Origin of the sequence: Xanthomonas sp. NCPPB 1128, from assembly GCF_001043115.1 — a bacterium.
Classification (GTDB): domain Bacteria; phylum Pseudomonadota; class Gammaproteobacteria; order Xanthomonadales; family Xanthomonadaceae; genus Xanthomonas_A.
In genome coordinates this window covers 25,568-51,397 of record NZ_LFME01000011.1, presented here as the reverse complement: position 1 = coordinate 51,397, position 25,830 = coordinate 25,568, and the positions used below count along the sequence as shown (strand labels likewise).

Genomic DNA, 25,830 nt, shown 5'->3' with positions numbered 1-25,830 from the left:
GTGGTGCGGGACGGATGCCCGTCGGGGGAGACAGAGGCGATGCGGTCGAGACGGATCTTGGGATGGCTGCTGCTGGCGTGGACCGCGGTCGCCGGCGCGGCAGTGCCGCCGACGCCGCAGCCGCGGCAACTGACCGTGGCCGACGGCTTGCCGTCCAACAGCATCAATGGCTTCGCCGAGGACAAGCTCGGCTACCTGTGGCTGGCCAGCAGCGACGGCCTGGCGCGCTTCGACGGACGCGGCTACCGCATCTGGCGGATCGAGGACGGCCTGCACCACAACAAGATCTGGTCGGTGCACGTTGATGCGCAGAACCGGGTCTGGTTCGGCACCGATGGCGCCGGCCTGGGCATGCTCTCGGCCGACCGCCGCCAGTTCCGCTACTACGATCGCAGCACCTATCCGCAGATCGGTTCCACCACCGTGTGGGCCATCGCCTCCACGCCGGATGGCAGCGTCTGGTTCGGCACCTCCGCTGGCGGCCTGCATCAACTGCAGCCGGACGGCCGCCTGCGCCGCTTCATGCCGATCCCCGGCGACGCGCGCAGCCTGCCTTCGGCCAGCGTCACCCATCTGGCGACCACGCCGGACGGCACCTTGTGGGTGGGGACGCGCGGCGGCCTGGCGCGCTGGACCGGCCGCGATTTCCAGCGGCTCGACGCCGCCGCGCTGCCGCGGCCGGAGGTGCAGGGGCTGACCCCCGAGCGCGACGAGACGCTGTGGGTCTCCACCCTGGGCGGGGTGCGCCTGCTGCGCGCCGACGCCAGCGTGGTGGAGCCGTATTGGCGCAACATGCCCGACGACAGCGTGCTGGGCATGCTGGTCCACGACCGCCACGGCACGCGCTGGTTCGACACCATGGACGGGCTGGGCCGCGAGAGCGAGTCCGGGGTGATCCGCAACGTGCCGCTGTACAGCAATTCCGCGCATGGGCTGGTCAAGCCGAACTGGTCGCTGGCCTTCGAGGACCGCGAGGGCGGCCTGTGGTTCGCCAGCACCAATGCCGGCCTGTGGCACCTGCCGGCCAATTGGCAGCAGTTTTCGGTGCTGTCCTACCGGGTGGACGACCCGGAGTCGATGGGCAATCCCTACGTGCTCGCCACCGCCGCCTCCCGCGACGGCGGGGTGTGGCTGGCGGGCACGCGCGGGGTGCTGGACAAGCTCGACCCGGCCACCGGCGCCGTGCATCGGCACATGCGGGCGATGTTCGGCCTGGACTGGACGCGGGCGATCGCCGAGGACCCGCAGGGCCGGCTGTGGGCGGCGGCCGCGGGAGCGGTGCTGCGCTACGATCCGGCCAGCGGCGAGGTCCGGCGCTGGGGAAAGGACGCCGGCGCCGACGCGCCGATGCTGGATCAGGTGGACCGGAGCGTCTTCAGCAGCGACCGCCACATCTGGATCTTCAGCGACATCACCGGCGTGCAGGTGCGCGACCTGGATGGCCACGTGCTGCGCAACATGGCCCCGGGAAGCGCCGGCCTGCCCGCGGATCTGACCGTGCAGGAGGCGAGCCTCGGGCCGCAGGGCCAGCCCTGGCTGCTGGGGCAGCACGGCCTGCTCGCCTGGAGTCCGGAGCGCGCGCGGTTCGAGCCGGTGCCCGGGGCACCGCAACGCCCCCTGAGCGCTCTGGCGATCAGCGACGGCAACGTGGTCTGGCTGGCCAGCGTCGGCTGCCTGGAGCGTTATCTGTGGGATGGCCGCCGGCTGAGCCTGCTCGACCGCATCGACGCCGAACAGGAGTTCCCGGCGCTGGCGCCGAACGGCCTGGTGGTCGATGCCAGCGGCGTGGCCTGGCTGAGCAGCGTCCGCGGGCTGATCCGGGTCGATCCGGCGAGCAGGGCGATCCGCTCCTACGGCGTGCACGATGGCCTGCCCAACCAGGAGTTCCAGATCCGCACCCTGGTGCAGGCGCGCAGCGGGCAGATCCTCGGCGGCACCCCGGACGGCGTGGTGCTGTTCGAGCCGGCGCAGGTGGTGCCGTCGCGGCGGCAGCCGCCGCTGGTGATCGAGCGCATCGGCGTGCGCCGCGGCGAGCGCGGGATGGACCTGCTGCACGCCGACCGCATCGTGCTGCAGGAAGGCGACCGCGATCTGCACGTGGTCGCGCGCCTGCTGTCGTTCTCCGATACCGACGCCAACACCTACCGCTTCCGCCTCAGCGGCTACGACCCGGATTGGGTCGATGTGGGCGCCAGCGGCGAGCGCCTGTTCTCGCGGTTGCCGTCTGGCCACTACACCCTGGAGATGCAGGCGCGTACCGCCGACAAGGTGTGGTCGAACGTGGTCAGTTTGCACTTCCGCGTCCTGCCGCCGTGGTGGCGCAGCCCCTGGGGCCTGGCCGGGCTGGCGGTGCTGGCGGTGCTGGCACTGTGGCTGCTCGCCTACCTGTACCGGCGCCGCCTGCGCCGGCGCGCCGCCTGGCAGCTGGCGGTGCACAAGCAGGAGGTGGCCGAGCAGGCCTCGCTGGCCAAGACCCGCTTCCTGGCCACGCTCGGCCACGAGGTGCGCACGCCGATGACCGGGGTGCTGGGCATGAGCGAACTGCTGCTGGCCACGCCGCTGGATCCCAAGCAGCGCCGCTACACCGAATCGATCCGCGACGCCGGTTCGCATCTGCTGCGCCTGGTCAACGATGCGCTGGACCTGGCGCGGATCGAGGCCGGGCGGCTGGAACTGGAGCAGCAGCCGTTCGACCTGGGCCGGTTGATCGCCGAACTGGAGGCGATGATGGGGCCGATGGCGCGCGGCCGCGGCCTTGCCTTCGCCCTGGACAACGCCATGCCGCCGCAGGTCACCGCGCGCGGCGACGCCACGCGGGTGCGGCAGATCCTGCTGAACCTGCTCAACAATGCCATCAAGTTCACCGAGCACGGCAGCGTGCAGTTGCGGGTGGCGCCGCTGCAGCCGCAGCAGGGCGTGCGTTTCGAGGTCGCCGATACCGGACCGGGCATCAATGCCGAACAGCAGGCGCGGCTGTTCCAGCGCTTCGAGCAGGCCGACGGGCCGCGCACCGCCGCGCGCTACGGCGGCAGTGGCCTGGGCCTGGCGATCAGCCAGGAACTGGCGGTGGCGATGGGCGGGCGCATCGAACTGCGCAGCCGCCTCGGTGCCGGCACCCGCTTCATGGTCGAGCTGCCGTTGCCGTGGACGCCCGAGCCGTTGCCGCAGGCACCGCGCGACACCCGCGCGCCCCACAGTGCCGCGACGCCGCGGCGGATCCTGCTGGTCGAGGACGACCCGACCGTGGCCGAGGTCGTCGGCGGCCTGCTGCGCGCGCGCGGGCACCACGTCACCCACGCCGTGCATGCGTTGGCCGCGTTGACCGAAGCGGCGGCCAGCACGTTCGACATCGCCTTGCTGGACCTGGACCTGCCCGGCCTGGATGGCCTGGCGCTGGCGCGGCAGCTGCGCGCCTTCGGCTACGGCATGCCGCTGATCGCGGTCACCGCCCGCGCCGACGCCGACGCCGAACCGCAGGCCCGCGCCGCGGGCTTCAGCGGCTTCCTGCGCAAGCCGGTGACCGGCGAGATGCTGGCCGATGCGGTGGAGGGGAAGCCGGGACCGGGGACCCGGGACCCGGGGCCCGGGAAGAGCAACGGCAGCAGCGACGGCGAAGAGGCATAGGCTGCACGGGCTGCGCGTCCATTGCTGCTAACGCGCTCCGCGTTAGGCTTTTTCCGGGTTCCGGGTTCCGGGTTCCGGGTTCCGGGTTCCGGGTCCCGGGTCCCGGGTCCCGGGTCCCGTTTTTATCACTCCGCCACCTCTTCCACCTGCTTCGGATGCGGCCGGGTATCGGGCAACTGCCAGAAGATCAGCGTCGAGGTCAGGGTGATCGCGCCCACGCACACGAAGGTCGCATGCAGCGCCGCGGTGGCGCCGTGGGTATCGCCGAGGTGGGTGTTGAACGCGGCCAGCAGGCTGCCGGCCGCGGCCGCGCCGAAGCCGGTGGCCAGCATCATCACCATCGAAAGCAGGCTGTTGCCGGCGCTGGCCTGGTCGCGGTCCAGGTCGCGCAGGGTCACCGTGTTCATGACGGTGAACTGCAGCGAGTTGACCGCGCCGAACAGGGCCAGCTGCAGCAGCCGCCAGCCCAGCGGCTGGCCGGCGTCGAACAGCAGGAAGCTGGCCATTGCGGTGCCGACCAGCACGGTGTTGGTCATCAGCACGCGGCGGTAGCCGAAGCGTTCCACCAGCTTCACCGCCGCGCGCTTGGAGGCCATGCCGGCCAGCGCCACCGGGATCATCATCAGCCCGGCATTCATCGGACTCATGCCCAGGCCGACCTGCAGCAGCAGCGGGATCAGGAACGGCATGCTGCCGCTGCCCACGCGCGAGAACAGGTTGCCGAGGATGCCGATGCGGAAGCTGATGACCTTGAACAGGTGCAGCGGAAACAGCGCCGCCGGCGCATTGGCCGCGTGCAGCCAGTAGCCGATCAGCGCCGCCAGCCCGGCGATGGCCAGCAACATCACGAAGGCGTGGCGCAGGCCCAGCTCGGAGATGCCGTCCAGCGCCAGCGACAGCGCGACCATGCCGAAGGCCAGCATCGCGTAGCCGATCAGGTCGAAGCGGGTGCGCTGCTCGCCGTAGAAGTCCGGCATGATCTTCAGCGCGGCGACGAAGCCGATCGCGCCGATCGGCAGGTTGATCAGGAACACCCAGTGCCAGGACGCCACCTGCACCAGCCAGCCGCCCAGGGTCGGCCCGACCAGCGGCCCGATCAGCGCGGGGATGGCGATGAAGCTCATCGCGCTGAGGAACTGCGCGCGCGACACCGAGCGCATCACCGCCAGCCGGCCGACCGGCAGCAGCATCGCGCCACCAATGCCCTGCAGCACGCGCGCGGCCACCAGGTAGGGCAGCCGCGGCGCCGCGGCGCACAGCAGCGAGCCGAGGGTGAACAGCACGATCGCGGCCAGGAAGGTGCGGCGCGTGCCGTAGCGGTCGGCGATCCAGCCGGAGGCGGGAATGAACATCGCCACCGCCAGCGCATAACTGAACACCACCGACTGCATCTGCAGCGGGCTCTCGCCCAGGCTGCGCGCCATCGCCGGCAACGCGGTGTTGACGATGGTGGCATCGAGCATCTGCATGAAGATGGCCAGCGACACCAGCCACAGCAGCGGACGGAAACTGCGCGCGTTGGGAACGGCGATCGGATCGGAGGAGGGCGCGGACATCGGCACGCAAGGTGACGCGGGGGGAGCGATAGGATCGCGCAGATCGCGTCGCCGTGTCGTGCAGCCGCGCGCACGACGCGTTGGCGATGCAGCGCGCGGTCAGCGATCGGCGCTGTGCAAGCCTCCGCAGACCGCGGCATGCGCGTGTTGCTTAGGAGCGGCTTCAGCCGCGACGGGCATTCCCGCAACATCCTGTCGCGGCTGAAGCCGCTCCTACGCCAAAGCGCAAGCGATCGAGCGCACGGTCAGATCGCCGGCCGCGCGCGCGACTGCAATCCCCAATCCCCAATCCCGGCGTTTAAGCGCGTCGACTGTGCCGCTGCACCGCGTCCACCAGCGCCCCGACATGCTCGGGCTGCATGTCCGGCGACAGGCCGTGGCCCAGGTTGAACACATGGCCGTCCAGCGAGCCGCCGTTGCCGTCGGCATAGCTGTGCAGCACGCGCTGCACTTCGCGTTCGATCGCCTCCGGCGCGCCGTACAGCATCGCCGGGTCCAGGTTGCCCTGCAGGGCGACGCGGCCGCCGGTGCGGCGCGCGGCGTCGGCCAGGTCGATGGTCCAGTCCACGCCCACGCCTTCGGCGCCGGAGCCGGCCAGTTCCTCCAGGTAGGGCGCATTGCCCTTGCCGAACAGGATCAGCGGGGTGCGCTCGGCGCCGTCGCCGCGCGCCAGTTCGCGGGCGATGCGCTGCAGGTAAGGCAGGGAAAACTCGCGGTACATCGCCGGGCTCAGCACGCCGCCCCAGGTGTCGAACACCTGCAACGCCTGCGCGCCGGCCGCGCGCTGCGCCGCCAGGTAGGCGATCACCGCATCGGTGTTGATCGACAGCAGTTGGTGCAGCGCGGCCGGGTCGTTCAGCGCCAGCGCCTTGATCCGCGCGTAGTTGTCGCTGCCGCCGCCCTCGACCATGTAGCAGGCCAGGGTCCAGGGGCTGCCGGAGAAGCCGATCAGCGGCACGCTGCCGTCCAGTTCGCGGCGGATCACCCGCACCGCGTCCATCACGTAGCGCAGTTCGGTCTCCATGTCCGGCACGCCGAGCCGGGCGATCGCCGCGGCGTCGCGCACCGGGTGGCGGAACTTGGGGCCTTCGCCTTCGACGAAGTACAGCTCCAGGCCCATCGCATCGGGAATGGTGAGGATGTCCGAGAACAGGATCGCCGCATCCAGCGGGAACCGCGCCAGCGGCTGCAGGGTCACTTCGCAGGCCAGCTCCGGGGTCTTGGCCATGGCCAGGAAACTGCCGGCGCGGGCGCGGGTGGCGCGGTATTCGGGCAGGTAGCGCCCGGCCTGGCGCATCAGCCACACGGGGGTCTGGTCCACGGGCTCGCGGCGCAGCGCGCGCAGCAGGCGGTCGTTCTTGAGCATGGGGGATTCCTTAGCGCGGCGCGTCGGCGCCACGGGTGAACATGACCTGGAAGCCGCGCTTGAGCTGCGCGTCGCGGGCTTTCTCGAAGGCGGCGTGGGCGTCGTCCTGCTGCAGGTACAGCTCGCGCCGCAGCTGCGCGCGGCCGCCGATCTGGCCGCTTTCGCGCAACAGCTCCCAGCCGCCGAGCAGGTCCGGCTGCAGGGTCAACTGGATGTAGCGTGGCGGCTCGTTGCCGTCGGGGCGTTGCTGGAGGAAGACGCGCATGCGCCGATTGTAGCGGGTGCCGGTGCGGGCGACGTGGTGCGACCGGCGGAACGCAGCGGGCTGCCGTCAGCCGGCGCGGAAGCCGCGGCGGTAGGCCGAGGGCGGCACGCCCAGGGCGCGTGCGAATTGCTGGCGCAGCGCGCCGGCGCTGCCGAAGCCGCAGGTGGCGGCGATCCGCTCCAGCGCCAGGTCGGTGCTCTCCAGCAATTGCTGGGCGCGGACCAGGCGCTGGTGCGCCAGCCACTGCACCACGGTAGTCCCGGTCACCTGGCGGAACTGCCGGGTGAAGCTGCGCCGGCTCATCCGCGCATGCGCGGCCAGCGCGTCCAGGCGCAGCGGCTGCTCCAGCCGTTGCAGCATCCAGTCCAGGGTCGGGCCGAGCAGGGCGTCGCGGCGGTTGGCCGGCAGCGGCTGTTCGACGTACTGCGCCTGCCCGCCCTGGCGATGCGGCGCCACCACCAGGCGCCGGGCGATGCGGTTGGCGACCTCGGCGCCGTGGCGGCGGCGCACAAGGTGCAGGCAGCAATCGATGCCGGCCACGGTGCCGGCCGAGGTCAGCACGTCGCCGTCGTCCACGTACAGCACGTCCGGCTGCAGCCGCACCTGCGGGTGGCGCTGCGCGAAGCGCGCCAGCGCCGCCCAGTGGGTGGTGGCGGGACGGCCGTCGAGCAGGCCGGCGTCGGCCAGCACGAAGGTGCCCAGGCACAGACCCACCACCTGCGCGCCGGCGGCGTGGGCGTGCCGCAGCGCCTGGCACAGCGCCGCCGGGGTCGGCTCGGCGGCATCGCGCCAGGACGGCACGATCACCGTGTCGGCGCCGTCCAGCGCCTCCAGGCCATGCTGCACCTGGATGGCGAAGCCGGCGTCGGTGCGCAGCAGGCCCGGCTCGGCGGCGCACACGCGCAGGTCGAAGGCCGGCAGGTTGGTGTCGGGCCGCGCCTCGAACACCTGGCAGGGCACCGCGAGGTGGAAGGGGCTGATGCGGTCGAAGGCGACCACGGCGATGCGATGCGGCGACATGGCCCGATTTTAGCGAAAACGGTGTTTCGGGCCACTCGTCGCCGCGCACCCGGCCGCCGACACTGGCTGCCTCTCAACCCTGGAGCCACCGCATGTCTTCCCCCCGCCGCGCTTTGCTGGTCATCGATGTCCAGAACGAGTACTTCGACGGCGCGCTGCCCATCGCCCATCCGCCGGTGGCGCAGTCGCTGCCCAACATCCTGCAGGCGATGGATGCCGCACAGGCGCACGGCGTGCCGATGCTGGTGGTGCAGCACACCGCGCCGGCGCAGTCACCGGTGTTCGCCGAGGGCAGCGCCGGCTGGGCGTTGCACCCGCAGGTCGCCGCGCGGCCGCACACGCGGTTGCTGCGCAAGACCCGGCCCAGCGTGTTCGCCGACACCGACCTGGCCGCCTGGCTGCAGGCGCAGGCGATCGACACCCTCACCGTGGTCGGCTACATGACCCACAACTGCAACGCCTCCACCGTGTACGAGGCCTTCCACCGCGGGCTGGCGGTGGAAGTCCTGGGCGACGCCAGCGGCGCGCTGGCGTACGCCAACGCCGCCGGCCATGCCAGCGCCGAGGAGATCCACCGGGTGTTCGGGGTGGTGTTCCACAGCAACTTCGCCGCGGTCGCCGACACCGCGCAGTGGATCGCGGCGGTGCAGGCGGGGCTACCGCTGGCGCGCGACAACGTGCTGCAGTCCAATCGCCGCGCGCACGGCGTGGCATGAGCGGTGCGCCGCGGGTGCTGCGTGCGCGGGCGTTCACGGGCAGCCGCGCCTGGGAGGCGCTGCCGGTGGCGTTGCTGGACGGCATCGGCGTGCGCATCCACTGGACCGATCAACCCTATGTCTGGCACGTCAACGACGGGCAGGAGGTGTTCGTGGTGCTGGATGGGCAGGTGCAGATGCGCTGGCGCGTGCATGGCGTCGAGCAGGCGGCGTTGCTGCAGGCCGGCGACCTGTTCCATGCGCCTGAGGGGACCGAGCACGTGGCGCATCCGCAGGGTCCGGCGCGGGTACTGGTGGTGGAGCGCGACGGCAGTCCGTGAGCGCCGGGACGCGCTCGCGGCCGGCGGCGCCGCGATTGTTGCCCATGCGGTAGCAGGGACGTGCGCTGTCGATGACGCGTGCACAGGGCGACGCACCGCGCGTGACGATGTGCGTTCTATCACGGCCCCATCACTGTCGATCTGGCGTCATTGGAACAGGCTATGCCGCTGCGTGCGCACAGAGATCCTGGTGTCACGGCATCGCCATTCACCACGAGTGCGGACGCGGCCGGCATGCGAAGCCAGAGCGATGGGCGGTTCCCTGGGCAGCACCTCGATGTCGGCGCGGGACCGGATCCTGCGCCGCTTTCTGCCACTTACAACGATGTCACGCCGTTGCGCGCGCCACGTCCGCGTGCGAGCGCTTATCAAACGCCACGCAAGGCGCGCGGACTTGGACGGATCACCGTCTTCGCCGGCCTGGCCATGCTGTGCCTGCTGATCCTCGGCGGTTGGTACTGGCGCGCACACCGCCAGCATCCCGCGCCGGCGCCCGAACCCTTGCGCGTGCAAACCATGACGGTCGCACCGCACCGGGTGCCGGACATCATCGAGACCTCCGGCACGCTGCTGTCGCCGCAGACCGTGGAGGTACGTGCGCAGGCCGACGGGGTGCTGCAGTCGGTACTGATCCATGACGGCGAGCAGGTCCACGCCGGGCAACTGCTGTTCACCATCGACCCGCGGCCGCTGCGGGCGGCGTTGGCGCAGGCACGCGCCACCCTGGCCCGCGACCAGGCGCTGGCGGCGGATGCGGCTGACACCGAGGCGCGCTACGCCAAGCTGTCCAAGACCGGCGCGGTCGATCCCAAGACCTACACCACCGCGGCCGACACGCTGCGCTCGCTGCGCGGCACCGTCGCCGCCGACCAGGCGCAGGTCGAGCAGACCCAACTGTCGCTGGCCTACACCCAGGTGCGCGCGCCGATCGACGGCCGCGCCGGCGCCATCGCGGTCAAGCCGGGCAACCTGGTGTCCAGCGGGTCCAGCACCGCGCTGGTGACGCTCAACGTCAGCACGCCGATCGAGGTGCGCTTCGCCCTGGCGCACGTGCAGGTCGACGCGGTGCGGGCGGCGCCGCTGGGGCGCCAGGGCCTGGGCTTGCCGGTGCTGGCGCTGGATGCGGTGAGCGGCAGGCTGCTCGATCGCGGCGAGGTGGCGTTCCTCGACAACGCCTTCGACACCAGCAGCGGCACCCTGGAGCTGCGCGCACGCTTCGCCAACACCGGCGCCATGCTGTGGCCCGGCCAGTTCGTCACCGTGCGGGTGATCCTGGCCGAGGACCCGCAGGCCCTGTCGGTGCCCGAGAGCGCGCTGCAGCAGGGACAGCAGGGCCCGTACGTGTACTGCGTGGTCGCTGGTCGCGCCGCGGCGCGGCCGCTGACCGTGGCGCGGATGGTCGACGGGCAGGCGGTGATCGCCAAGGGCCTGCGCGCGGGCGACCGGGTCATCCTCACCGTGCCCAACGAACTGCGCGACGGCAGCGCGGTGCAATCCGGCAACCCGCACGCCACGCCGAACGCGGCAGCGACCGGACGGCATGCGTGAACCTGTCGGCGCTGTTCATCCGCCGCGCGGTGATGACCTCGGTGCTGATGATCGTGCTGGTGCTGGCCGGCGGCATGGCCTACTTCGCGCTGCCGGTCAGCGAGCTGCCCGACGTCAGCTTCCCGACCATCACCGTCAACATGTCGCTGCCCGGTGCCAATCCCGAGACCATGGCCGCGGCGGTGGCGACGCCGCTGGAGCGCCAGTTCAGCGGCCTGCCCGGGCTGGACACGATGAGTTCGACCAGCAGCGTCGGCAGCACCCGCATCGTGTTGCAGTTCGCGTTGAGCCGCAATGTCGATGCCGCCGCGCAGGACGTGCAGAACGCGGTCTCGCAGGCGGCCGGCCTGCTGCCGCGCGAGATCAACCCGGCGCAGATCCAGAAGGAGGATCCCAGCGCCGCGCCGATCATGCACCTGATCCTGCGCTCCAGGACCATCGCGCTGCCGCTGCTCAACCAGTTCGCCAAGGACCGCGTGGCGCTGCGCCTGGCCTCGGTGCCGGGCGCCGGCCAGATCGACGTCAACGGTGCACAGAAGTACGCGGTGCGCCTGTTCGTCAACCCGCACCTGCTCGCCGCCCGCCACCTGGGCTTCGACCAGGTGGTCTCGGCGGTGCAGGCGGGCAACAGCAATGCGCCGGCCGGCACGCTGATGGGGCGCGCGCGCTCCTACACCGTGCGTGCCGACGGCCAGCTCAAGCGCGCGGCCGATTTCGACGCCATGGTGCTGAGCTATGCCGACGGCGCGCCGGTACGCCTGCGCGACGTCGGCCATGCCGAGGACAGCGTCGAGAACCTGCAGACCGCCGCCTCGCTCAACGGCCAGCGCGCGATCGAGATCAACATCCACCGCCAGCCGGGCGCCAACACACTGTCGGTGACCCAGGGCATCCAGGCGGCGTTGCCGGGGATCCGCGCGCAGCTGCCCGGCGACGCCCAGCTCGACGTGCTCTACGACCGCGGCGACTACATCGGCGCCTCGGTGGAGGACGTGGAGTGGACCCTGCTCGGCTCGCTGGCGCTGGTGATCGTGGTGATCCTGCTGTTCCTGCGCAGCTGGATGGCGACGCTGATCGTGGCGCTGGTGCTGCCGACCTCGCTGATCGGCACCTTCGCGGTGATGCGCCTGCTGCACTTCAGCCTCGACAACATCTCGATGCTGGCGCTGACCCTGTCGGTCGGCTTCGTGGTCGACGATGCCATCGTGGTCATCGAGAACATCGTGCGCCACGCCGAGCAGGGCGCCAGCCGCATGGACGCTGCCATCGCCGCCTCGCGCGAGATCGGCTTCACCGTGCTGTCGATGACGGTGTCGCTGGCGGCGGTGTTCCTGCCGATCGTGTTCATGGGCGGGCTGGTCGGGCGGTTGTTCTCCGAGTTCGGCATGGTGATCGCGATCGCGGTGATCCTGTCCGGCATCGTCTCGCTGACGCTCACGCCGATGCTCGCCAGCCGCTGGCTCGACCCGAAGAAGAGCACGGGCTGGGTGTTCGAGCGCTTCGACCGGTTGGTCGACGCCAGCGAACGCGGCTACGCGCGCTCGCTGGCCTGGGCGACCGAGCGCATCGGCCTGATGTGCGTCATCGGCGTGGCCACCCTGGTCGGCACCGCCGGTGTCTACGCCGTGGTCGAGAAGGGCTTCATCCCGCAGGTCGACTCGGGAAAGATCGACGGCGACACCCGCGTGCCGGAGGGCACCGCGTTCGCCGACTTCGTCGCCAAGCAGGCGGCGGTGGTGAAGATCATCCAGCGCAATCCCAACGTGGCCAATGTCGAATCGGTGATCGGCTCGGATAATTCGCTCAGCAACAGCGGGCGCCTGCTGATCGGGCTCAAGCCGCTGTCCGAGCGCAGCGGCAGCGCCGAGGAGGTGATCCAGGACGTGCGCAAGCAGGTCGCCGCGATCCAGGGCATCACCCTCAACATGCGCAATCCGCCGGCGATCGACATGGGGCCGACGGCGTCGAACGGATCGCTGCAGTACGTGCTGCAGTCCACCGACCAGAAGGCGCTGTACGCCCAATCCGACAGCATCCTGCAGCGCCTCCGGCAACTGCGCGACGTGCAGGATCCGCAGAGCGACCTGCAGCTCAAGAACCCGGAGATCGAGGTGGTGCTGCACCGCGAGCAGGCCGCCGCGCTGGGCGTCACCGCCGCCGGCCTGCAGGACACCCTGGCCAGCGCATACGGGGGCCGCAAGATCAGCACCATCTACGGCGACACCGACCAGTACGAAGTGCTGCTGCAGGTCGACCCCGCGGCGCAGGCCGACCTCAACGGCCTGGATGCGCTGTCGTTCAACGGCAACCAGAACCCGGGCATCACCGCGATCGGCACGCAGACCTCCAACAGCAGTTCTGGCACCAGCGCGGTACTGACCGCGGCCGGCGGCCCGATGGTGCCGCTGCGCGCGGTGGCCGACGTGCGCATGGGCGTGGGGCCGGTGGCGATCAACCATTACGCCGGCCTGCCGGCGGTGACGCTGTCGATGAACCTGGCGCCCGGCGTGTCGCTGGGCGATGCCGCCGCCGGCATCGGCAACCTGATGGCACAGACCCTGGGCAAGGGCGACGCACGCGCCATCAGCGGCCAGTTCGCCGGCTCGGCTCAGGCCTTCGAGAACTCGATGAAGACCTTGCCGATGCTGCTGCTGATCACCGTGCTGCTGATCTACGGCGTGCTGGCGATCCTGTACGAGAACGCGCTGCATCCGATCACCATCCTCACCTCGCTGCCGCTGGCCGGGTTCGGCGCCATCCTGATGCTGGTGCTGTTCCGTCAGGAGCTCAATCTCTTCAGCTTCGTCGGCCTGATCCTGCTGGTCGGGCTGGTCAAGAAGAACGGCATCATGATGGTGGACTACGCGCTCGACCTGGAGCGCTCGGGCGACGCGCGCTGGAGGCAGCCGCGCGCGGCGATGCTGGAAGCGGCGACGGTGCGCTTCCGCCCGATCATGATGACCACCCTGGCGGCGGTGCTGGGGTCGCTGCCGATCGCGCTGGGCGTGGGCGCCGGCGCCGAAGCGCGCCGCCCGCTCGGCATCGCGGTGGTCGGTGGGCTGCTGTTCTCGCAGGCGCTGACCCTGTACCTGACCCCGGCCTTCCACATCGCGATGGCCGAGTGGCTGGCGCGCCGTCGCGCACGCCGCGACGGTGCGGCGCCGCCATCCGCGCCGACGCTGCCGGAGCCGGCCTGATGCGCGCGCTCGTACTCGCTGCCGCGTGCCTGCTGTCGGCGTGCAGTCTGACGCCGGCCTATGTGCGGCCCACCGCACCGATCCCGCCGTCGTGGCCGGTGGGCGATGCCTACCTGGCGCAACACGAGGCGACGCTGCCGTCGCTGAGTTACCGGCAGGTGTTCGGCGACCCGCGCCTGCAGGCGCTGATCGTCCAGGCGCTGGACAACAACCGCGATCTGCGGATCGCGCTCGCCGACATCGCCCAGGCGCGAGCGCAGTACCGGATCCAGCGCGCCGCCCTGCTGCCCGAGGTGGGCGCCAGCGCGACCGCCACGCGCTCCTATCGCGGCAAGGGTGCGGCGCCGGGCAACGACGCCACCCAGGGCGGCAACGCAGCGGCCGCACCGGCGGCGGGCTATGCCAGTAATTACGATCTTGGCCTGGGCGTCACCGCCTTCGAACTGGATCTGTTCGGCCGCATCCATGCGCTGACCGCGGCCGCGCAGCAGCGCTACCTGGAACAGGAAGCGGCGGCACGCGCCACCCGCCTGACCCTGGTCGGCGACATCGCCACGGCCTGGCTGACCTACGCCAGCGACCGCAGCCTGCTGACGCTCGCGCAGGACACCGTGCGCAGCGCCGGGGCCAGCGTGGCGCTGACCGCGCAGCGGGTGGACGGCGGCATCGTGCCGCACTCGGACCTGGACCAGGCCAACCAGGTGCTGCATGCCGCGCAGTCCGACCTGGCCGCGCAGACCACGGCGCTGGCGCAGGACGTCAATGCCTTGCAGTTGCTGGTGGGCGCTCCGGTCGATCCGGCGCTGTTGCCGGGTTCGATCGAGGAGGCCGCTCCCAGCATCGGCGATCCGTCGGCTGGCCTGGACACGAGCGTGCTGCTGCGCAGGCCCGACGTGGTGCAGGCCGAGTACGAACTGCGTGCGGTCAATGCCGAGATCGGCGCGGCCCGCGCCGCGTTGTTTCCCAGCATCAGCCTGAGTGGCCTGCTGGGCTTGACCAGCACCACGCTGTCGCAACTCTTCACGCACGATGCGCGCACCGCGTCGGTCGGCGCCGGCGCCGCCTACACCTTGTTCGATGGCGGTGCGGCGCGCGCCAACGTGCGCTACACCGAGGCGCAGCGCGATGCCGCCGTGGCCGGCTACGAAAAGACCGTGCAGACCGCCTTCGGCGAAGTGGCAGATGCGTTGGCCCGGCGCGGCACTATCGATGCGCAGTTGCAGGCGCAGCGCGATCTGCTCGCCGATGCCGCCAACACCTACGACGCCAGCGCGCAGCGCTATCGCGAGGGTGTGGAGAGCGCCCTGTCCAACCTGGATGCGCAGCGCAGCTACTACGCGGCGCAGCGCAGCCTGGTCGCGGTCGAGCTGACCGCGGCCAGCAATCGGGTCACGCTGTATCGCACCTTGGGTGGGGATGCGTCGTTGGAGCACATCCAGCGCTGAGTCCGCTGGGCGCTGGGCGGCACGCTGCAGCCAGAGAGCGCTGCATGGCGTGCAGCCGGTAGTGCGCTTACTTCAGGTGTTCGCGCAGCCCGTCGCCGGCCTGCTGGATCGCGGTCCGCACCGCGGGTACGTCGCGCAGGGCATTGAGCAAGCCGAAATCGTGGATCAGCCCGTTGTAGCGGGTCACCGTGACCGTCACCCCGGCCTGGTCCAGCGTGCGGCCGAAGGCTTCGCCCTCGTCGCGCAGCACGTCCAGTTCGGCGGTCTGGATCAACGTCGGCGGCAGGCCGGCCAGCTGCGCCGGGGTGGCGCGCAGCGGCGAGGCGGTGATCTCGGCGCGGGCCTTGGGGTCGGTGGTGTAGTTGTCCCAGAACCAGGTCATCATGTTGCGGGTGAGGAAGTAGCCGCTCTGGAACTGCTGGTACGACGCATCGTCGAAGCGGGCGTCGGTCACCGGCCACAGCATCAGGTCGTAGCGCAGCGCCGGCGTTCCGGCCGCCTTGGCCTGCAGCGCCACGGCCGCGACCATGTTGCCGCCGACGCTGTTGCCGGCCAGCGCCAGGCGCTTGCCGTCCACGCCGATCTGCGCGCCATGCTCGGCGACCCAGCGGGTGGCGGCATAGGCCTGGTGGATGGCGACCGGATACTGCGCTTCCGGCGACGGCGTGTAGTCCACGTAAACCGCGACTGCGCCGGAGGCGTTGACCAGGTCGCGGATCAGGCGTTCGTGGGTCGGGAAGTCGCCCAGCACCCAGCCGCCGCCGTGGAAGAACATGAAGGCTGGCAACACCTGGCCGTCCGTGTGCGGCGGCCGCACGATGACCAGGTTCAGCGGCTTGCCCTCGGCCTGGATGGTGGTGCGGCTGACCTCGGCCGGCGGCAACGGCGTATTGGCCTGGGCATCGCGCAGCACCTGCCGCGCCTGCGTCGGCGTGAGTTGTTCGATCGGCTTGCCGCCGCTGCCGTTGAGCGCAGCGAGGAACGTCGCGACCGGGCGCAACGGCGCGGGCTGGTCGGCCGGTGTCGCGGCGGTGGCGGTGCCGATCGCGCCGGCCAGCAGCGAGGTGGCAAGCAAGGGAAGCAGGGTCTTCATGGCGGTTCCTGGGGCATGCCGGGCGAGATGCCGGCGACATGAGTGACTTTGCGCGCCAGGACGGTACGATAAGTGGCGAATCGTCCATAAAACTTTACCTGGAGTCCTGAGTGACCGACCGCCTGGCCGCCTTGTTGACCCACTTCTCGGTCAGCGCCGAGGTCTTCCACGCCGGCACCCTATGCGGCCTGCACCGGCTCGACGACGGCGACCGTGGCCAGCTGCACCTGCTGCGCCAGGGCAGCGTGGTCGTCCACAACGGCGACGGCAGAGTGCTGCGGATCGACCGGCCCAGCCTGCTGCTGTACCCGCAGGCCATGCCGCATCGCTTCGAGATCGATGCGCAACGCGGTGCGGATTTCGCCTGCGCGCACCTACGCTTCAGCGGCGGCGCGGCCAATCCGCTGGTGCGGGCCCTGCCGGCCTGCATCTGCCTGCCGCTGGACGCACTGCGCCAGGGCGAGGCGCTGCTGCACCTGCTGTTCGAGGAAGCGTTCGCGCAGCATTGCGGGCGCCAGGCGGTGTTGAACCGGCTGTTCGAGGTGGTGCTGGTGCACGTGATCCGCGAACTGATGGAGCAGGGACTCGCCGACGGCGGCATGCTCGCCGGCATGGCCGACGCGCGGCTGCGGCTGGCCCTGACCGGCATTCACGACGCCCCGGCGCAGCCCTGGACGCTGGAGAGCCTGGCGGCCCGCGCCGGCATGTCGCGCAGTGCCTTCGCGCGCAGCTTTCGCGAGACCCTCGGCTGCACGCCGGGCCAGTACCTGCAGGACTGGCGCATCGCCCTGGTGCAGCGTGGCCTGCGCGAAGGGCGGCCGCTGAAGCAGCTTGCCGACGAGGTGGGCTACGGCAGCGAGGCCGCGGTGTCGCGCGTGTTCAAGGCGCAGGTCGGGCAGACCCCGCGGGCGTGGCGGCAGGCGCGCTGAGTGCGCGTGCGACTGGCGACTGGCGGAGCGCACGGCACGTTTCATCACGCGTCTTGCCCTCGGCGCAGCCAGACGCGTCATTGCGTTGCAGCAGCGGCTTCAGGGCACCGCTTATCACTCGCTTTGCCCGGCTCAAGCGGACGCGTCGTGACACCCTCCGTAGGAGCGGCTTCAGCCGCGACGGGCTTTCCCGGGAATGCCTGTCGCGGCTGAAGTCGCTCCTGCGAGGGGTGCGATGTCTCCGGCCGAGGCGCAACAAAGCGAGTGATGAGCGATGTCCTGCAGTCGCGACAGGCGTTCCCGACAAGCATCTGTCGCGGCTCATCCCGCAAAAGGGGACAGGCGCCGCTGCTGCAAGCGCGCTTCCCGCCGGGATCGGCGGCGCCCTGCAAGTCGCCGCGCACGGGATCGCGCGCTGGCGCAGCCGTGCCTGCGCTCAGCCGGCCGCCAGCACCGCCAGCACCTCGGCCTCGTCGACGTCGGGCACGATCTCGGCGTGGCCGATGCCGCGCCACAGCACCAGCCGCAGGCGTCCGGCCAGGTTCTTCTTGTCCAGGCGCATGCGCGCCAGCAGGGCTTCCGGCGCCAGTCCGGCCGGCAGCGCGGTCGGCAGGCCGAAGTCGTGCAGCAGCGTGCGCAGTTGCGCCGTGTCCTGCGCGCTGGCCATGCCCAGCCGCGCCGACAGTTCGGCGGCCAGCACCATGCCCACCGCCACCGCTTCGCCATGGTTGAAGTTGGCGTTGTCCGGGGCGCCGTAGCCCTGTTCGGTCTCGATGGCGTGGCCGAAGGTGTGGCCGAGGTTGAGCAGGGCGCGCTCGCCCTTCTCCAGCGGATCGCGGGCGACGATCTCGGCCTTGTGTTCGCAGCTGCGCGCGATCGCCTGCGCCAGCGCCGCCGGCTCGCCGGCCAGCAGCGCGCGGCGTTCGGCGTGCAGCCATTCGAAGAACAGCGGGTCGCGGATGGCGCCGTACTTGATCACCTCGGCCAGCCCGGCGCGCAGTTCACGCGGCGGCAGGCTGCGCAGCGTGGCGGTGTCGGCCAGCACCGCGCGCGGCGGATGGAAGGCGCCGACCAGGTTCTTGCCTTGCGGAATGTCCACCGCGGTCTTGCCGCCGACCGAGGAGTCGACCATCGCCAGCAGCGTGGTCGGCAGTTGCACGCAGTCCACGCCGCGCATCCAGCAGGCCGCGGCGAAGCCGGCCAGGTCGCCGACCACGCCGCCGCCCAGCGCCAGCACGCAGGCGTCGCGGGTGGCGCCCAGCGCGGCCAGCGCGGCGATCGCCGCGGCGAAGTGGTCCAGGGTCTTGGAGGCTTCGCCGGCGGGAATCACGAAGTCGCCGATCTGCAGCTCCGGGCGCGCCGCCAGCAGCGCGCTGCGGACCTGCGCGGCATACAGCGGCGCCACCTGGCTGTCGCTGAGCAGCAGCACGTGGCGGCCGCGCACGTGCGCGGCGAGCGCGGCGCCGTCGTCGAGCAGGCCAGGGCCGATGCGGATGGTGTAGGCCGGGTCGCCAGCGACCTGGACCGTGCGCGATGCTGCCGTCATGCAGTGGGTTCCGGAAGTTTCCACGACGCGGCCAGGCGCACGACCAGCTGCGCGGTGGCCTCGGCCGGGGTGAAGTGGTCGGTGTCCAGGATCAGGTCGGCGACCTCGCGGTACAGCGGTTCGCGCACCGCGTGCAGGTCGCGCAGCACCTGCTCGCGGTCGCCACGCTGCAGCAGCGGGCGGCTGCGGTCGCGGTGCAGGCGCTGCAGTTGCGCGGCCACGCCGACCCGCAGGTACACCACGAAACCGTGCTCGCGCATCTCGCGGCGGCTGTCGGCATTGAGCACAGCGCCGCCGCCGGTGGAGATCAGGTGGCCGGGCGTGCTCAGGATGCTTTCCAGCACCGCGCGCTCGTGTTCGCGGAAACCGGCTTCGCCGGCGTGCTCGAACAGCGAGGTGATGCTGGCGCCGGTGCGTTCGACGATGGTCTGGTCGCTGTCGACGAAGACCAGGCCGAAGCGCTCGGCCAGGCGGCGGCCGATGACGCTCTTGCCGGCACCCATCGGGCCGACCAGCACCAGGTTGGGGGCGGGATTCATCCGCCGATGCTAGCAGAGACCGGCGCCGCCTCGCGCGCTGCGCAGGCCCCGCACGCGCCATCGTGCGGCGAGGCGTGCGTCGCGCGGTGCATGGCGCGACAATGGCGCATCGTCCGCCGAGTGCCTGTCGCCATGCCCGATCTCTACGCCGAAGCCCTGTCCACGTTCGCCGACCTGTTCGCCGAGGCGCGCACCAGCGACGAGGCCGAATACAACGCCATGGTCGTGTCCTCGGCCACGCTGGAGGCGCGCCCGTCGTCGCGGGTGGTGCTGCTCAAGGCCTACGACGCGCGCGGCTTCGTGTTCTACACCCACCTGGACAGCCAGAAGGGCCGCGAGCTGCAGGCCAATCCGCAGGCCTCGCTGCTGTTTCTGTGGCGGCGCATGCGCGAGGACGGGGTGCAGGTGCGCATCGACGGCGAGGTGCAACTGGTCGCCGCGGCCGAGGCCGATGCCTATTTCGCCTCGCGCCCGCGCATGAGCCAGATCGGCGCCTGGGCCTCGGCGCAGTCGCGCACCTTGGAGTCGCGCGAGGAGTTCGAGGAGCGCGTGGCCAAGGCCGAGGCCACCTTCGAGGGTCGCGAGGTGCCGCGTCCGGACGGCTGGGGCGGGTTCCGCGTGGTGCCGCGCAGCTTCGAGTTCTGGTACGGCGCCAAGTACCGCCTGCACGAGCGCTGGCGCTACGAGGCCGATGCTGCGGGCCATTGGAGCAAGCGGATGCTGTTTCCGTGAGCGGCGCCGGCCCGGCTTGCCGCGGCACCGCCGCCGCCGCAGCAGCAGCGCGCGCGTGTTCGGGCGAGGCGCGCTGAGGATGGGCCCGCAGCGCATCGTCTGCCTGACCGAGGAGCCGACCGAAACGCTGTACGCGCTCGGCGAAGAGCAGCGCATCGTCGGCATCAGCGGCTTCACCGTGCGCCCGCCGCAGGCGCGCCGCGACAAGCCCAAGGTCAGCGCCTTCACCAGCGCCAAGATCGGCGAGATCCTCAAGCTGCAGCCGGACCTGGCGATCGGCTTCTCCGACATCCAGGCCGACATCGCCGCCGAACTGGTGCGGCATGGCGTGGAGGTGTGGATCGCCAACCATCGCAGCGTCGACGGCATCCTCGACTACATCCGCCGCCTCGGCGCGCTGGTCGGCGCCGGGCCGCGCGCGGCGGCCTACGCCGACGACCTGCAGCGCGGCCTGGACGCCATCGCCGCGCAGGCCGCCCGCTTGCCGCGGCGGCCGCGGGTGTACCTGGAGGAATGGGACGAGCCGATCATCACCGGCATCCGCTGGGTCGCCGAACTGGTGGGCATCGCCGGCGGCGACGACGTGTTCCCGGAACTGTCGGTGCAGCCGCTGGCCAAGGCGCGAATCCTCGCCAACGGCGACGAGGTGGTGCGGCGTGCGCCGGACATCATCCTCGGCTCCTGGTGCGGCAAGCGCTTCCGTCCCGAGCGCGTCGCCGCGCGACCGGGCTGGGCGGCGATTCCGGCGGTGCGCGACGGACAACTGTTCGAGATCAAGTCGCCGCTGATCCTGCAGCCGGGGCCGGCCGCGCTCACCGACGGCGTGCGCGCCATCGCCGACATCATCCAGGCCTGGGCCAGGCGCGAGGACGCGACGTAGCGCTTTTCCCGATCCGCGAGCACGCCGCGTCGTCTGGCAGGTGCGCCAGCAGCGTTGCGTGGCGCAGGGCCTGGATGGCGGTCAGCGCAAGCCGCGCGGCGTCGGCGGCACACCGGCCAGGGTTCACCGGAAGCGGCGCTATCCCTGCATCCATGGCCGCGTCATCGTTCGGACGCGGGCACAGGGTCGCTGCCTCGCTCGTCTCTGCCGCACGTGTGCGTCACCACGGCGCGCCGTGCGCGAAAATGGATGAGACGGTCTAGCCAGGCGCCGGCTGGGTGCGTCCGGCGATGCAAAAGCCGAGCAGGGCCATGAACGCGGCGACGGCGAAGGTCGACAGATACGCCGCAGCGGCCGAGTACGCCAGCAGCGCGGCGAACAGCGAGCCGCCGACCGCCAGCGTGGTCGCCACCGCGATCGCCTCGCTCAACTGCAGCGCCGAGCTGTTGCGGCCCTGCCGCGCCGGCGGCGACAGGGTCAGGGTCAGCACCGCCAGGGTCGGGTAGATCAGCCCCATGCCCAGGCCGGTGGCGGTCCAGCCGCCGATCGCCAGTGCCGCCGGCACCGCAGGCAGCAGCGCCAGCGTCGTGGTCGCGATGCCCAGCGCCATCAGCGTGCAGGCCAGGCGCAGCCGCCGCAGGCGGGTGGCGTCGCGGCCGTAGTGGCCCTGGTACCAGGAGCCGGCGAACCAGCCCAGCGCACCGGCGCTCAGCGCCACGCCGGCCCACACCGGCGACAGCCCGCGTTCGCGCGACAGCAGCAGCGGCAGGAACGCCTCGCAGCCGAAGAATGCCGACCCGGCGACGCCACGCAGCGCGATCACGCTGGGCAGGCCGCGCGCGGCGCGCAGGGTGCCGGCCGGCAGCAATCGCCAGGCGCACAGCACCAGCAGCGCCAACGCCGACGGCAGCAGCAGCGCCGCCCACAGCCCGCGCTGCTGGCCGCCGAGGTACAGCAGACAGACCCCGGCCGCGGCGCCCAGCGACCACAGCCGCGACGCACCGCTGGCGCCGTCCGTGGTTGCGGCGGGCGGCAGCCGCCGCAATGCCGGCCACAGCAGCGCCGCCGCCGGCAGCGCCAGCAGCGGCACTGCCAGGAACACCCAGCGCCAGCCGACGTGCTCGACGATCAGTCCGCTGATGCTGGGGCCGATCAGCGACGGCACCACCCAGCCGGCGGAGAACGCGGCGAACATGCGCGGGCGGATCGCCTGCGGATACAGCCGCGCGACCAGCACGTACAGCACCACCGAGATCGCACCGGCGCCGAGGCCCTGCACCAGTCGACCGGCCAGCAGCATCCCCATCGATGGAGCGAAGCCGGCCAGCAGCAGGCCGCAGACGAAGCAGGCCAGGCCGGCCCACAGCGGCGCCGCCGGCCCGTGCAGGTCGCTCCAGCGCCCGGCCACGGTCATGCCGATCACGCTGGTGGCCAGGGTGCCGCCGAAGGCCAGCGCGTAGAGCCGCAGGCCCTCCAGTTCGCGGGCCACGGTCGGCATCGCCGCGGCCACCGCCAGCGCCTCGAAGGCGATCAGCGACACCAGTGCGACCATGCCGATGGTGGTGGCGCGATAGGCCGGCGCCAGCACGGAGCCGGCAGCGGCCGGAGCGGGTGGGGCAGCGGTGGCAGTGGCGTGGTCTTGCATCGGAATCCCTGGGAAAGCGGTTGGACGTGTGCAGGCGGCGGCTTGCGTGGGTGCCTGCAGGCCGTGCAGCATGCAACCTCAACCGGACTCGAGGTCAAGCGATGCAGGAGGAACTGAGCGTGGGGCAGGTGGCCGCGCGCAGCGGCGTGGCCGTGTCGGCGCTGCATTTCTACGAGAGCAAGGGCCTGATCCGCAGCATGCGCACCGCCGGCAACCAGCGCCGCTACACGCGCGACGTGCTGCGCCGGCTGGCGGTGATTCGCGTGGCGCAGCGCGTCGGCGTGCCGCTGGACAGCGTCAAGGCCGCCTTCGCGCAGTTGCCCGACGCGCGCACCCCGACCCGCGCCGAATGGGCACGGATGTCGGCGGTGTGGCGCGAGGAGCTGGACGCACGCATCCTGCAGCTGACCCGCCTGCGCCACCAGCTCACCGACTGCATCGGCTGCGGCTGCCTGTCGCTGCGCCGCTGCCGCCTGAGCAACCCGGCCGACACCCTGGCCGCGCACGGCGATGGGCCGCAGCGCTGGGCGGAGGATTGAGCAACGCATTCGCGCGCGGCAAGCACGCGTGATGTTGGTGCGGTTGTCGGTCTGGCCTCTGTAGGAGCGGCTTCAGCCGCGACCTGACATTACCGGGAAAGCCCGGTCGCGGCTGAAGCCGCTCCTACGACACGCGACGGCGCCACGATGTGCGATCGAGACGATGTGGGAGGGACTTCAGTCCCGACGCGGCACGGGTGGACGTCGCGGCATTGCTGTTTGCGCGAAATCAGATGACGCGCAAGGTGGTCGCCGTGAGCAATGTCGTGATTCACTGTGCTCTTCAGTCGCAGTGAACGAGGAGAGCGGCACCTGACGCTGCATGCAGTCGGGACTGAAGTCCCTCCCACAACGGCTGTCTGTATTGACCGCGTTTGCTATGCATAGGTCGGTCTGTCGATCTTTCCGTAGAGCGGCTTCAGCTGTGACCTGGCGTTACCGGGAAAGCCGGGTCGCGGCTGAAGCCGCTCCTACGACATGCGACGGCGCCGCGATGTGCGGTCGAGACGATGTGGGAGGGACTTCAGTCCCGACGCGATGCCGGTGGACGCGGCGGCACTGCGGCTTGTGTGTGCTCGGATGACGCGAGGGCTGATTGCTATGAGCGCAGCGCGTGTGGCCACAGGTGCTCGCTTGTCGAGGATGATGGAGACGTTGTTTTCACCGTGCCGTTGAGTCGCGACGAGCGAAGCGGAAAGGCGTCTGACGCTGCATGCAGTCGGGACTGAAGTCCCTCCCACAAAGAATCCATGTGCTCACCGGGCTCGGTCTGCATCGATCGGTCTGTCGATCTTTCCGTAAGAGCGGCTTCAGCCGCGACCTGGCGTTACCGGGAAAGCCCGGCCGCGGCTGAAGCCGCTCCTACGACACGCGACGGCGCCGCGATGTGCGGTCGAGACGATGTGGGAGGGACTTCAGTCCCGACGCGGTACTGGTTGACGTGGCGGCATTGCGGCTTGTGTGTGCTCGGATGACGCGAGGGCTGATTGCTATGAGTGCAGCGCGCGTGGCCACAGGTGCTCGCTTGTCGAGGATGATGGAGACGTCGTTTTCATCGTGCCATTGGGTCGCGACGAGCGAAGCGGAAAGGCGTTTGACGCTCCATGCAGTCGGGACTGAAGTCCCTCCCACAAAGAATCCATGTGCTCACCGGGCTCGGTCTGCGTCGATCGGTCTGTCGATCTTTCCGTAAGAGCGGCTTCAGCCGCGACCCGGTGTTACCGGGAAAGCCCCGTCGCGGCTGAAGCCGCTCCTCAAAACGGTTTGTGTTGCCCGCGCAGCGTGGACGTGCGCTAGAAATTGCGGGTGAAGCGCACCGTGCCGGCGCCGTCGGCAGTGCGGACCTGCACGACGAAGCGCAACTGGTCGTGGGCGCTGCTGCGTACCGTGCCCACGTAGTCGGTGTAGGCGTCGGTACGGACCGCGCGCAGCGCCACCGGCTGGCGCTGGCCGCTGAGGTCGGTCGCCACCGCCTCCACCGTACCGACGGCAGGCGCTTCCTCGCCGCCGTGCAGGGTGCGCAGCGCGATCATCACCAGCGCGGTGTCGGCTTCGCGGGCGATGCCGTAGCGACGTGCCACGTCCTCGCTCATCGCCAGCGTGGGCAAGGCGTTGTAGTGCACGCGCAGCGTGCCGAAATCGGCCTGCGCCGGGGTGGCGGCGAGCAGCGTCGCCGGGCGTGGGGTGTCCTGGTCCGCACAAGCGGCCAGGGCCAGGCACAGCAGCGCAACGGGCAGGACACGCATCGGCGTTCTCCGGCTTGGAGTGGCTGACAAAACAGCGCGAGCGGTCGCCAGGCGGGTGCGGACGGCGCGCAGGACCGCAGTGTACAAGCGCTACATGCCGATGCCGAGCACCGTGCGCGCCCACCTGGCGGCCGCGCAGCAGGTTGTTGGCCGCGCTCAGTCGTCGTTGGCGGCGGACAGGGCGCGGCCGCGTTCCGCCGCGGCGGCGATCGCGGCCGCGGTCAGCGCCTCGAAGCCGCCGTGCTGGAAGGTCTCGATCGCGGCCTGGGTGGTGCCGTTGGGCGAGGTCACCCGGCGACGCAGTTCGCTCGGCGCCTCGCCGGATTCGGTGAGCATGCGCGCCGCGCCGAGCACGGTCTGCAGGGTCAGGGTGCGCGCGGTGTCGGTGGGCAGGCCCTGGGCGATGCCGGCGGCCTCCATCGCCTCGGCGAGCAGGAAGACGTAGGCCGGTCCGCTGCCGGAGACCGCGGTGACCGAGTCGATCAGCGCTTCGTCCTCGACCCACACGGTGACGCCGGCGGCGGCCAGCACGTGCTCGGCGCGGGTGCGCTGTGCGGCGTCGACGCCGGCGTTGGCGAACAGGCCGGTGACGCCGGCGCCGAGCAGGGCGGGGGTGTTGGGCATCGCCCGCACCAGGGCGTGGCCGCCGCCGAGCCAGCGGTCCAGTTGCGCGATGGTGATGCCGGCGGCAATGGACACCAGCAGTGGCTTCTGGGCTTGCGCCAGCGCTGCCAGTTCGGTGCAGACCCCGCGCAGCATCTGCGGCTTGACCGCGAACATCCACAACGCCGCACCGTCCACGGCCTCGGCTGCGCTGGCGAACACCTGCACTGCGTACTCGGCCGCCAATGCCTCGCGCAGCGCCGCCACCGGCTCGGCCACGCGGATGCGGCGTGGATCGGCGCCCTGGCGAACCAGCCCGGCGATCAGGCTGCGCGCCATGTTGCCGCCACCGATGAAGGCGATGTCGGCGGCGTGGGAATTGGGGGAAGCGGGAACCATGGCGCAACACCGTCGCGAAGAGGGAGCGCCATGGTAGCGGTTGCGCCGCGCCACAGCGCTGCGGTGCGGCGCGACCGGATCGTGTCAGGCGAGAACGCGCCAGCCGCGGGGTGCGGTCTGGCG

Annotated in this window: 20 protein-coding genes and 1 other RNA gene; 10 read left to right on the top strand and 11 right to left on the bottom strand. The window is 71.2% G+C overall.

What is annotated here, in order from left to right:
• Positions 1-39: 39 nt before the first annotated feature.
• Positions 40-3,624, top strand: coding sequence for a hybrid sensor histidine kinase/response regulator (locus ACP93_RS09320; RefSeq protein WP_228135987.1), 3,585 nt, complete (start codon positions 40-42; stop codon positions 3,622-3,624).
• A gap of 125 nt (positions 3,625-3,749) precedes the next feature.
• On the opposite strand, the gene mdtD is transcribed toward ACP93_RS09320, so the two are convergent.
• The 4 genes from mdtD to ACP93_RS09300 all read right to left on the bottom strand — a co-directional run bounded on the left by mdtD (position 3,750) and on the right by ACP93_RS09300 (position 7,831).
• On the bottom strand, positions 3,750-5,180 hold the full coding sequence (mdtD, locus tag ACP93_RS09315; protein WP_048490418.1) for a multidrug transporter subunit MdtD: 1,431 nt from the start codon (positions 5,178-5,180) through the stop codon (positions 3,750-3,752).
• Positions 5,181-5,478: 298 nt separating this feature from the next.
• Complete coding sequence (gene hemE / locus ACP93_RS09310) at positions 5,479-6,546, bottom strand: uroporphyrinogen decarboxylase (protein ID WP_048490417.1); 1,068 nt, start codon at positions 6,544-6,546, stop codon at positions 5,479-5,481.
• A gap of 10 nt (positions 6,547-6,556) precedes the next feature.
• Positions 6,557-6,811 carry a WGR domain-containing protein gene (locus tag ACP93_RS09305; RefSeq protein ID WP_048490416.1) on the bottom strand — a complete coding sequence of 85 codons (255 nt, stop codon included), beginning with the start codon at positions 6,809-6,811 and terminating at the stop codon, positions 6,557-6,559.
• A gap of 66 nt (positions 6,812-6,877) precedes the next feature.
• Positions 6,878-7,831 (bottom strand): GlxA family transcriptional regulator, encoded by a 954-nt coding sequence (locus ACP93_RS09300; protein ID WP_048490415.1) that lies wholly within the window; start codon positions 7,829-7,831, stop codon positions 6,878-6,880.
• A 92-nt stretch (positions 7,832-7,923) separates the two neighbouring features.
• Here ACP93_RS09300 and ACP93_RS09295 point away from each other — a divergent pair, with 92 nt between their 5' ends.
• The 5 genes from ACP93_RS09295 (at position 7,924) to ACP93_RS09275 (ending at position 15,057) form a co-directional block, all read left to right on the top strand.
• Complete coding sequence (locus tag ACP93_RS09295) at positions 7,924-8,547, top strand: cysteine hydrolase family protein (protein ID WP_048490414.1); 624 nt, start codon at positions 7,924-7,926, stop codon at positions 8,545-8,547.
• Entirely contained in the window at positions 8,544-8,867 is a 324-nt protein-coding gene (locus ACP93_RS09290; RefSeq protein ID WP_048490413.1) for a cupin domain-containing protein, read from the top strand. The genes ACP93_RS09295 and ACP93_RS09290 overlap by 4 nt, the downstream gene beginning before the upstream one ends.
• Before the next feature lie 426 nt (positions 8,868-9,293).
• On the top strand, positions 9,294-10,415 hold the full coding sequence (locus ACP93_RS09285) for an efflux RND transporter periplasmic adaptor subunit (RefSeq protein WP_048490412.1): 1,122 nt from the start codon (positions 9,294-9,296) through the stop codon (positions 10,413-10,415).
• Entirely contained in the window at positions 10,412-13,612 is a 3,201-nt protein-coding gene (locus ACP93_RS09280; protein WP_048490411.1) for an efflux RND transporter permease subunit, read from the top strand. Before ACP93_RS09285 ends, ACP93_RS09280 begins: the two co-directional genes overlap by 4 nt.
• Entirely contained in the window at positions 13,612-15,057 is a 1,446-nt protein-coding gene (locus ACP93_RS09275; protein WP_053069719.1) for an efflux transporter outer membrane subunit, read from the top strand. Before ACP93_RS09280 ends, ACP93_RS09275 begins: the two co-directional genes overlap by 1 nt.
• Positions 15,058-15,124: 67 nt before the next feature.
• Here ACP93_RS09275 and ACP93_RS09270 read toward each other — a convergent pair whose 3' ends face one another.
• Positions 15,125-16,150, bottom strand: coding sequence for an alpha/beta hydrolase (locus ACP93_RS09270; RefSeq protein WP_048490410.1), 1,026 nt, complete (start codon positions 16,148-16,150; stop codon positions 15,125-15,127).
• A gap of 110 nt (positions 16,151-16,260) precedes the next feature.
• On the opposite strand from ACP93_RS09270, the gene ACP93_RS09265 reads away from it, so the two are divergent.
• The gene (locus ACP93_RS09265; RefSeq protein WP_048490409.1) at positions 16,261-17,079 is read left to right on the top strand and encodes an AraC family transcriptional regulator; all 819 of its coding nucleotides are present in this window, start codon (positions 16,261-16,263) and stop codon (positions 17,077-17,079) included.
• Positions 17,080-17,515: 436 nt separating this feature from the next.
• Here the strand turns inward: ACP93_RS09265 and aroB are convergent, their stop codons facing one another.
• Both aroB and ACP93_RS09255 read right to left on the bottom strand, forming a co-directional pair.
• Positions 17,516-18,625 carry a 3-dehydroquinate synthase gene (aroB, locus tag ACP93_RS09260; protein ID WP_048490408.1) on the bottom strand — a complete coding sequence of 370 codons (1,110 nt, stop codon included), beginning with the start codon at positions 18,623-18,625 and terminating at the stop codon, positions 17,516-17,518.
• Positions 18,622-19,164 carry a shikimate kinase gene (locus tag ACP93_RS09255; RefSeq protein WP_048490407.1) on the bottom strand — a complete coding sequence of 181 codons (543 nt, stop codon included), beginning with the start codon at positions 19,162-19,164 and terminating at the stop codon, positions 18,622-18,624. The genes aroB and ACP93_RS09255 overlap by 4 nt, the downstream gene beginning before the upstream one ends.
• Before the next feature lie 132 nt (positions 19,165-19,296).
• On the opposite strand from ACP93_RS09255, the gene pdxH reads away from it, so the two are divergent.
• A complete protein-coding gene (pdxH, locus tag ACP93_RS09250) occupies positions 19,297-19,896 on the top strand; it encodes a pyridoxamine 5'-phosphate oxidase (RefSeq protein WP_048490406.1) in 600 nt (199 codons plus the stop codon).
• 79 nt (positions 19,897-19,975) lie between these two features.
• Positions 19,976-20,776, top strand: a complete 801-nt coding sequence (locus tag ACP93_RS09245) for a cobalamin-binding protein (RefSeq protein WP_048490405.1) — start codon at positions 19,976-19,978, stop codon at positions 20,774-20,776.
• A 259-nt stretch (positions 20,777-21,035) separates the two neighbouring features.
• Here the strand turns inward: ACP93_RS09245 and ACP93_RS09240 are convergent, their stop codons facing one another.
• Positions 21,036-22,421 (bottom strand): MFS transporter, encoded by a 1,386-nt coding sequence (locus tag ACP93_RS09240; protein ID WP_048490404.1) that lies wholly within the window; start codon positions 22,419-22,421, stop codon positions 21,036-21,038.
• Between the two features lie 101 nt (positions 22,422-22,522).
• Here ACP93_RS09240 and soxR point away from each other — a divergent pair, with 101 nt between their 5' ends.
• Positions 22,523-22,960, top strand: coding sequence for a redox-sensitive transcriptional activator SoxR (gene soxR, locus ACP93_RS09235; RefSeq protein ID WP_048490403.1), 438 nt, complete (start codon positions 22,523-22,525; stop codon positions 22,958-22,960).
• A 1,292-nt stretch (positions 22,961-24,252) separates the two neighbouring features.
• Here soxR and ACP93_RS09230 read toward each other — a convergent pair.
• The 3 genes from ACP93_RS09230 to proC form a co-directional block, all read right to left on the bottom strand.
• Positions 24,253-24,705, bottom strand: a complete 453-nt coding sequence (locus ACP93_RS09230) for a DUF4426 domain-containing protein (protein WP_048490402.1) — start codon at positions 24,703-24,705, stop codon at positions 24,253-24,255.
• 21 nt (positions 24,706-24,726) lie between these two features.
• Positions 24,727-24,801: non-coding RNA, sX9 sRNA (locus tag ACP93_RS21100), on the bottom strand.
• 60 nt (positions 24,802-24,861) lie between these two features.
• Positions 24,862-25,707: a pyrroline-5-carboxylate reductase gene (proC, locus tag ACP93_RS09225; RefSeq protein ID WP_048490401.1), complete on the bottom strand. Its 846-nt coding sequence runs from the start codon at positions 25,705-25,707 to the stop codon at positions 24,862-24,864.
• Positions 25,708-25,830 lie beyond the last annotated feature (123 nt).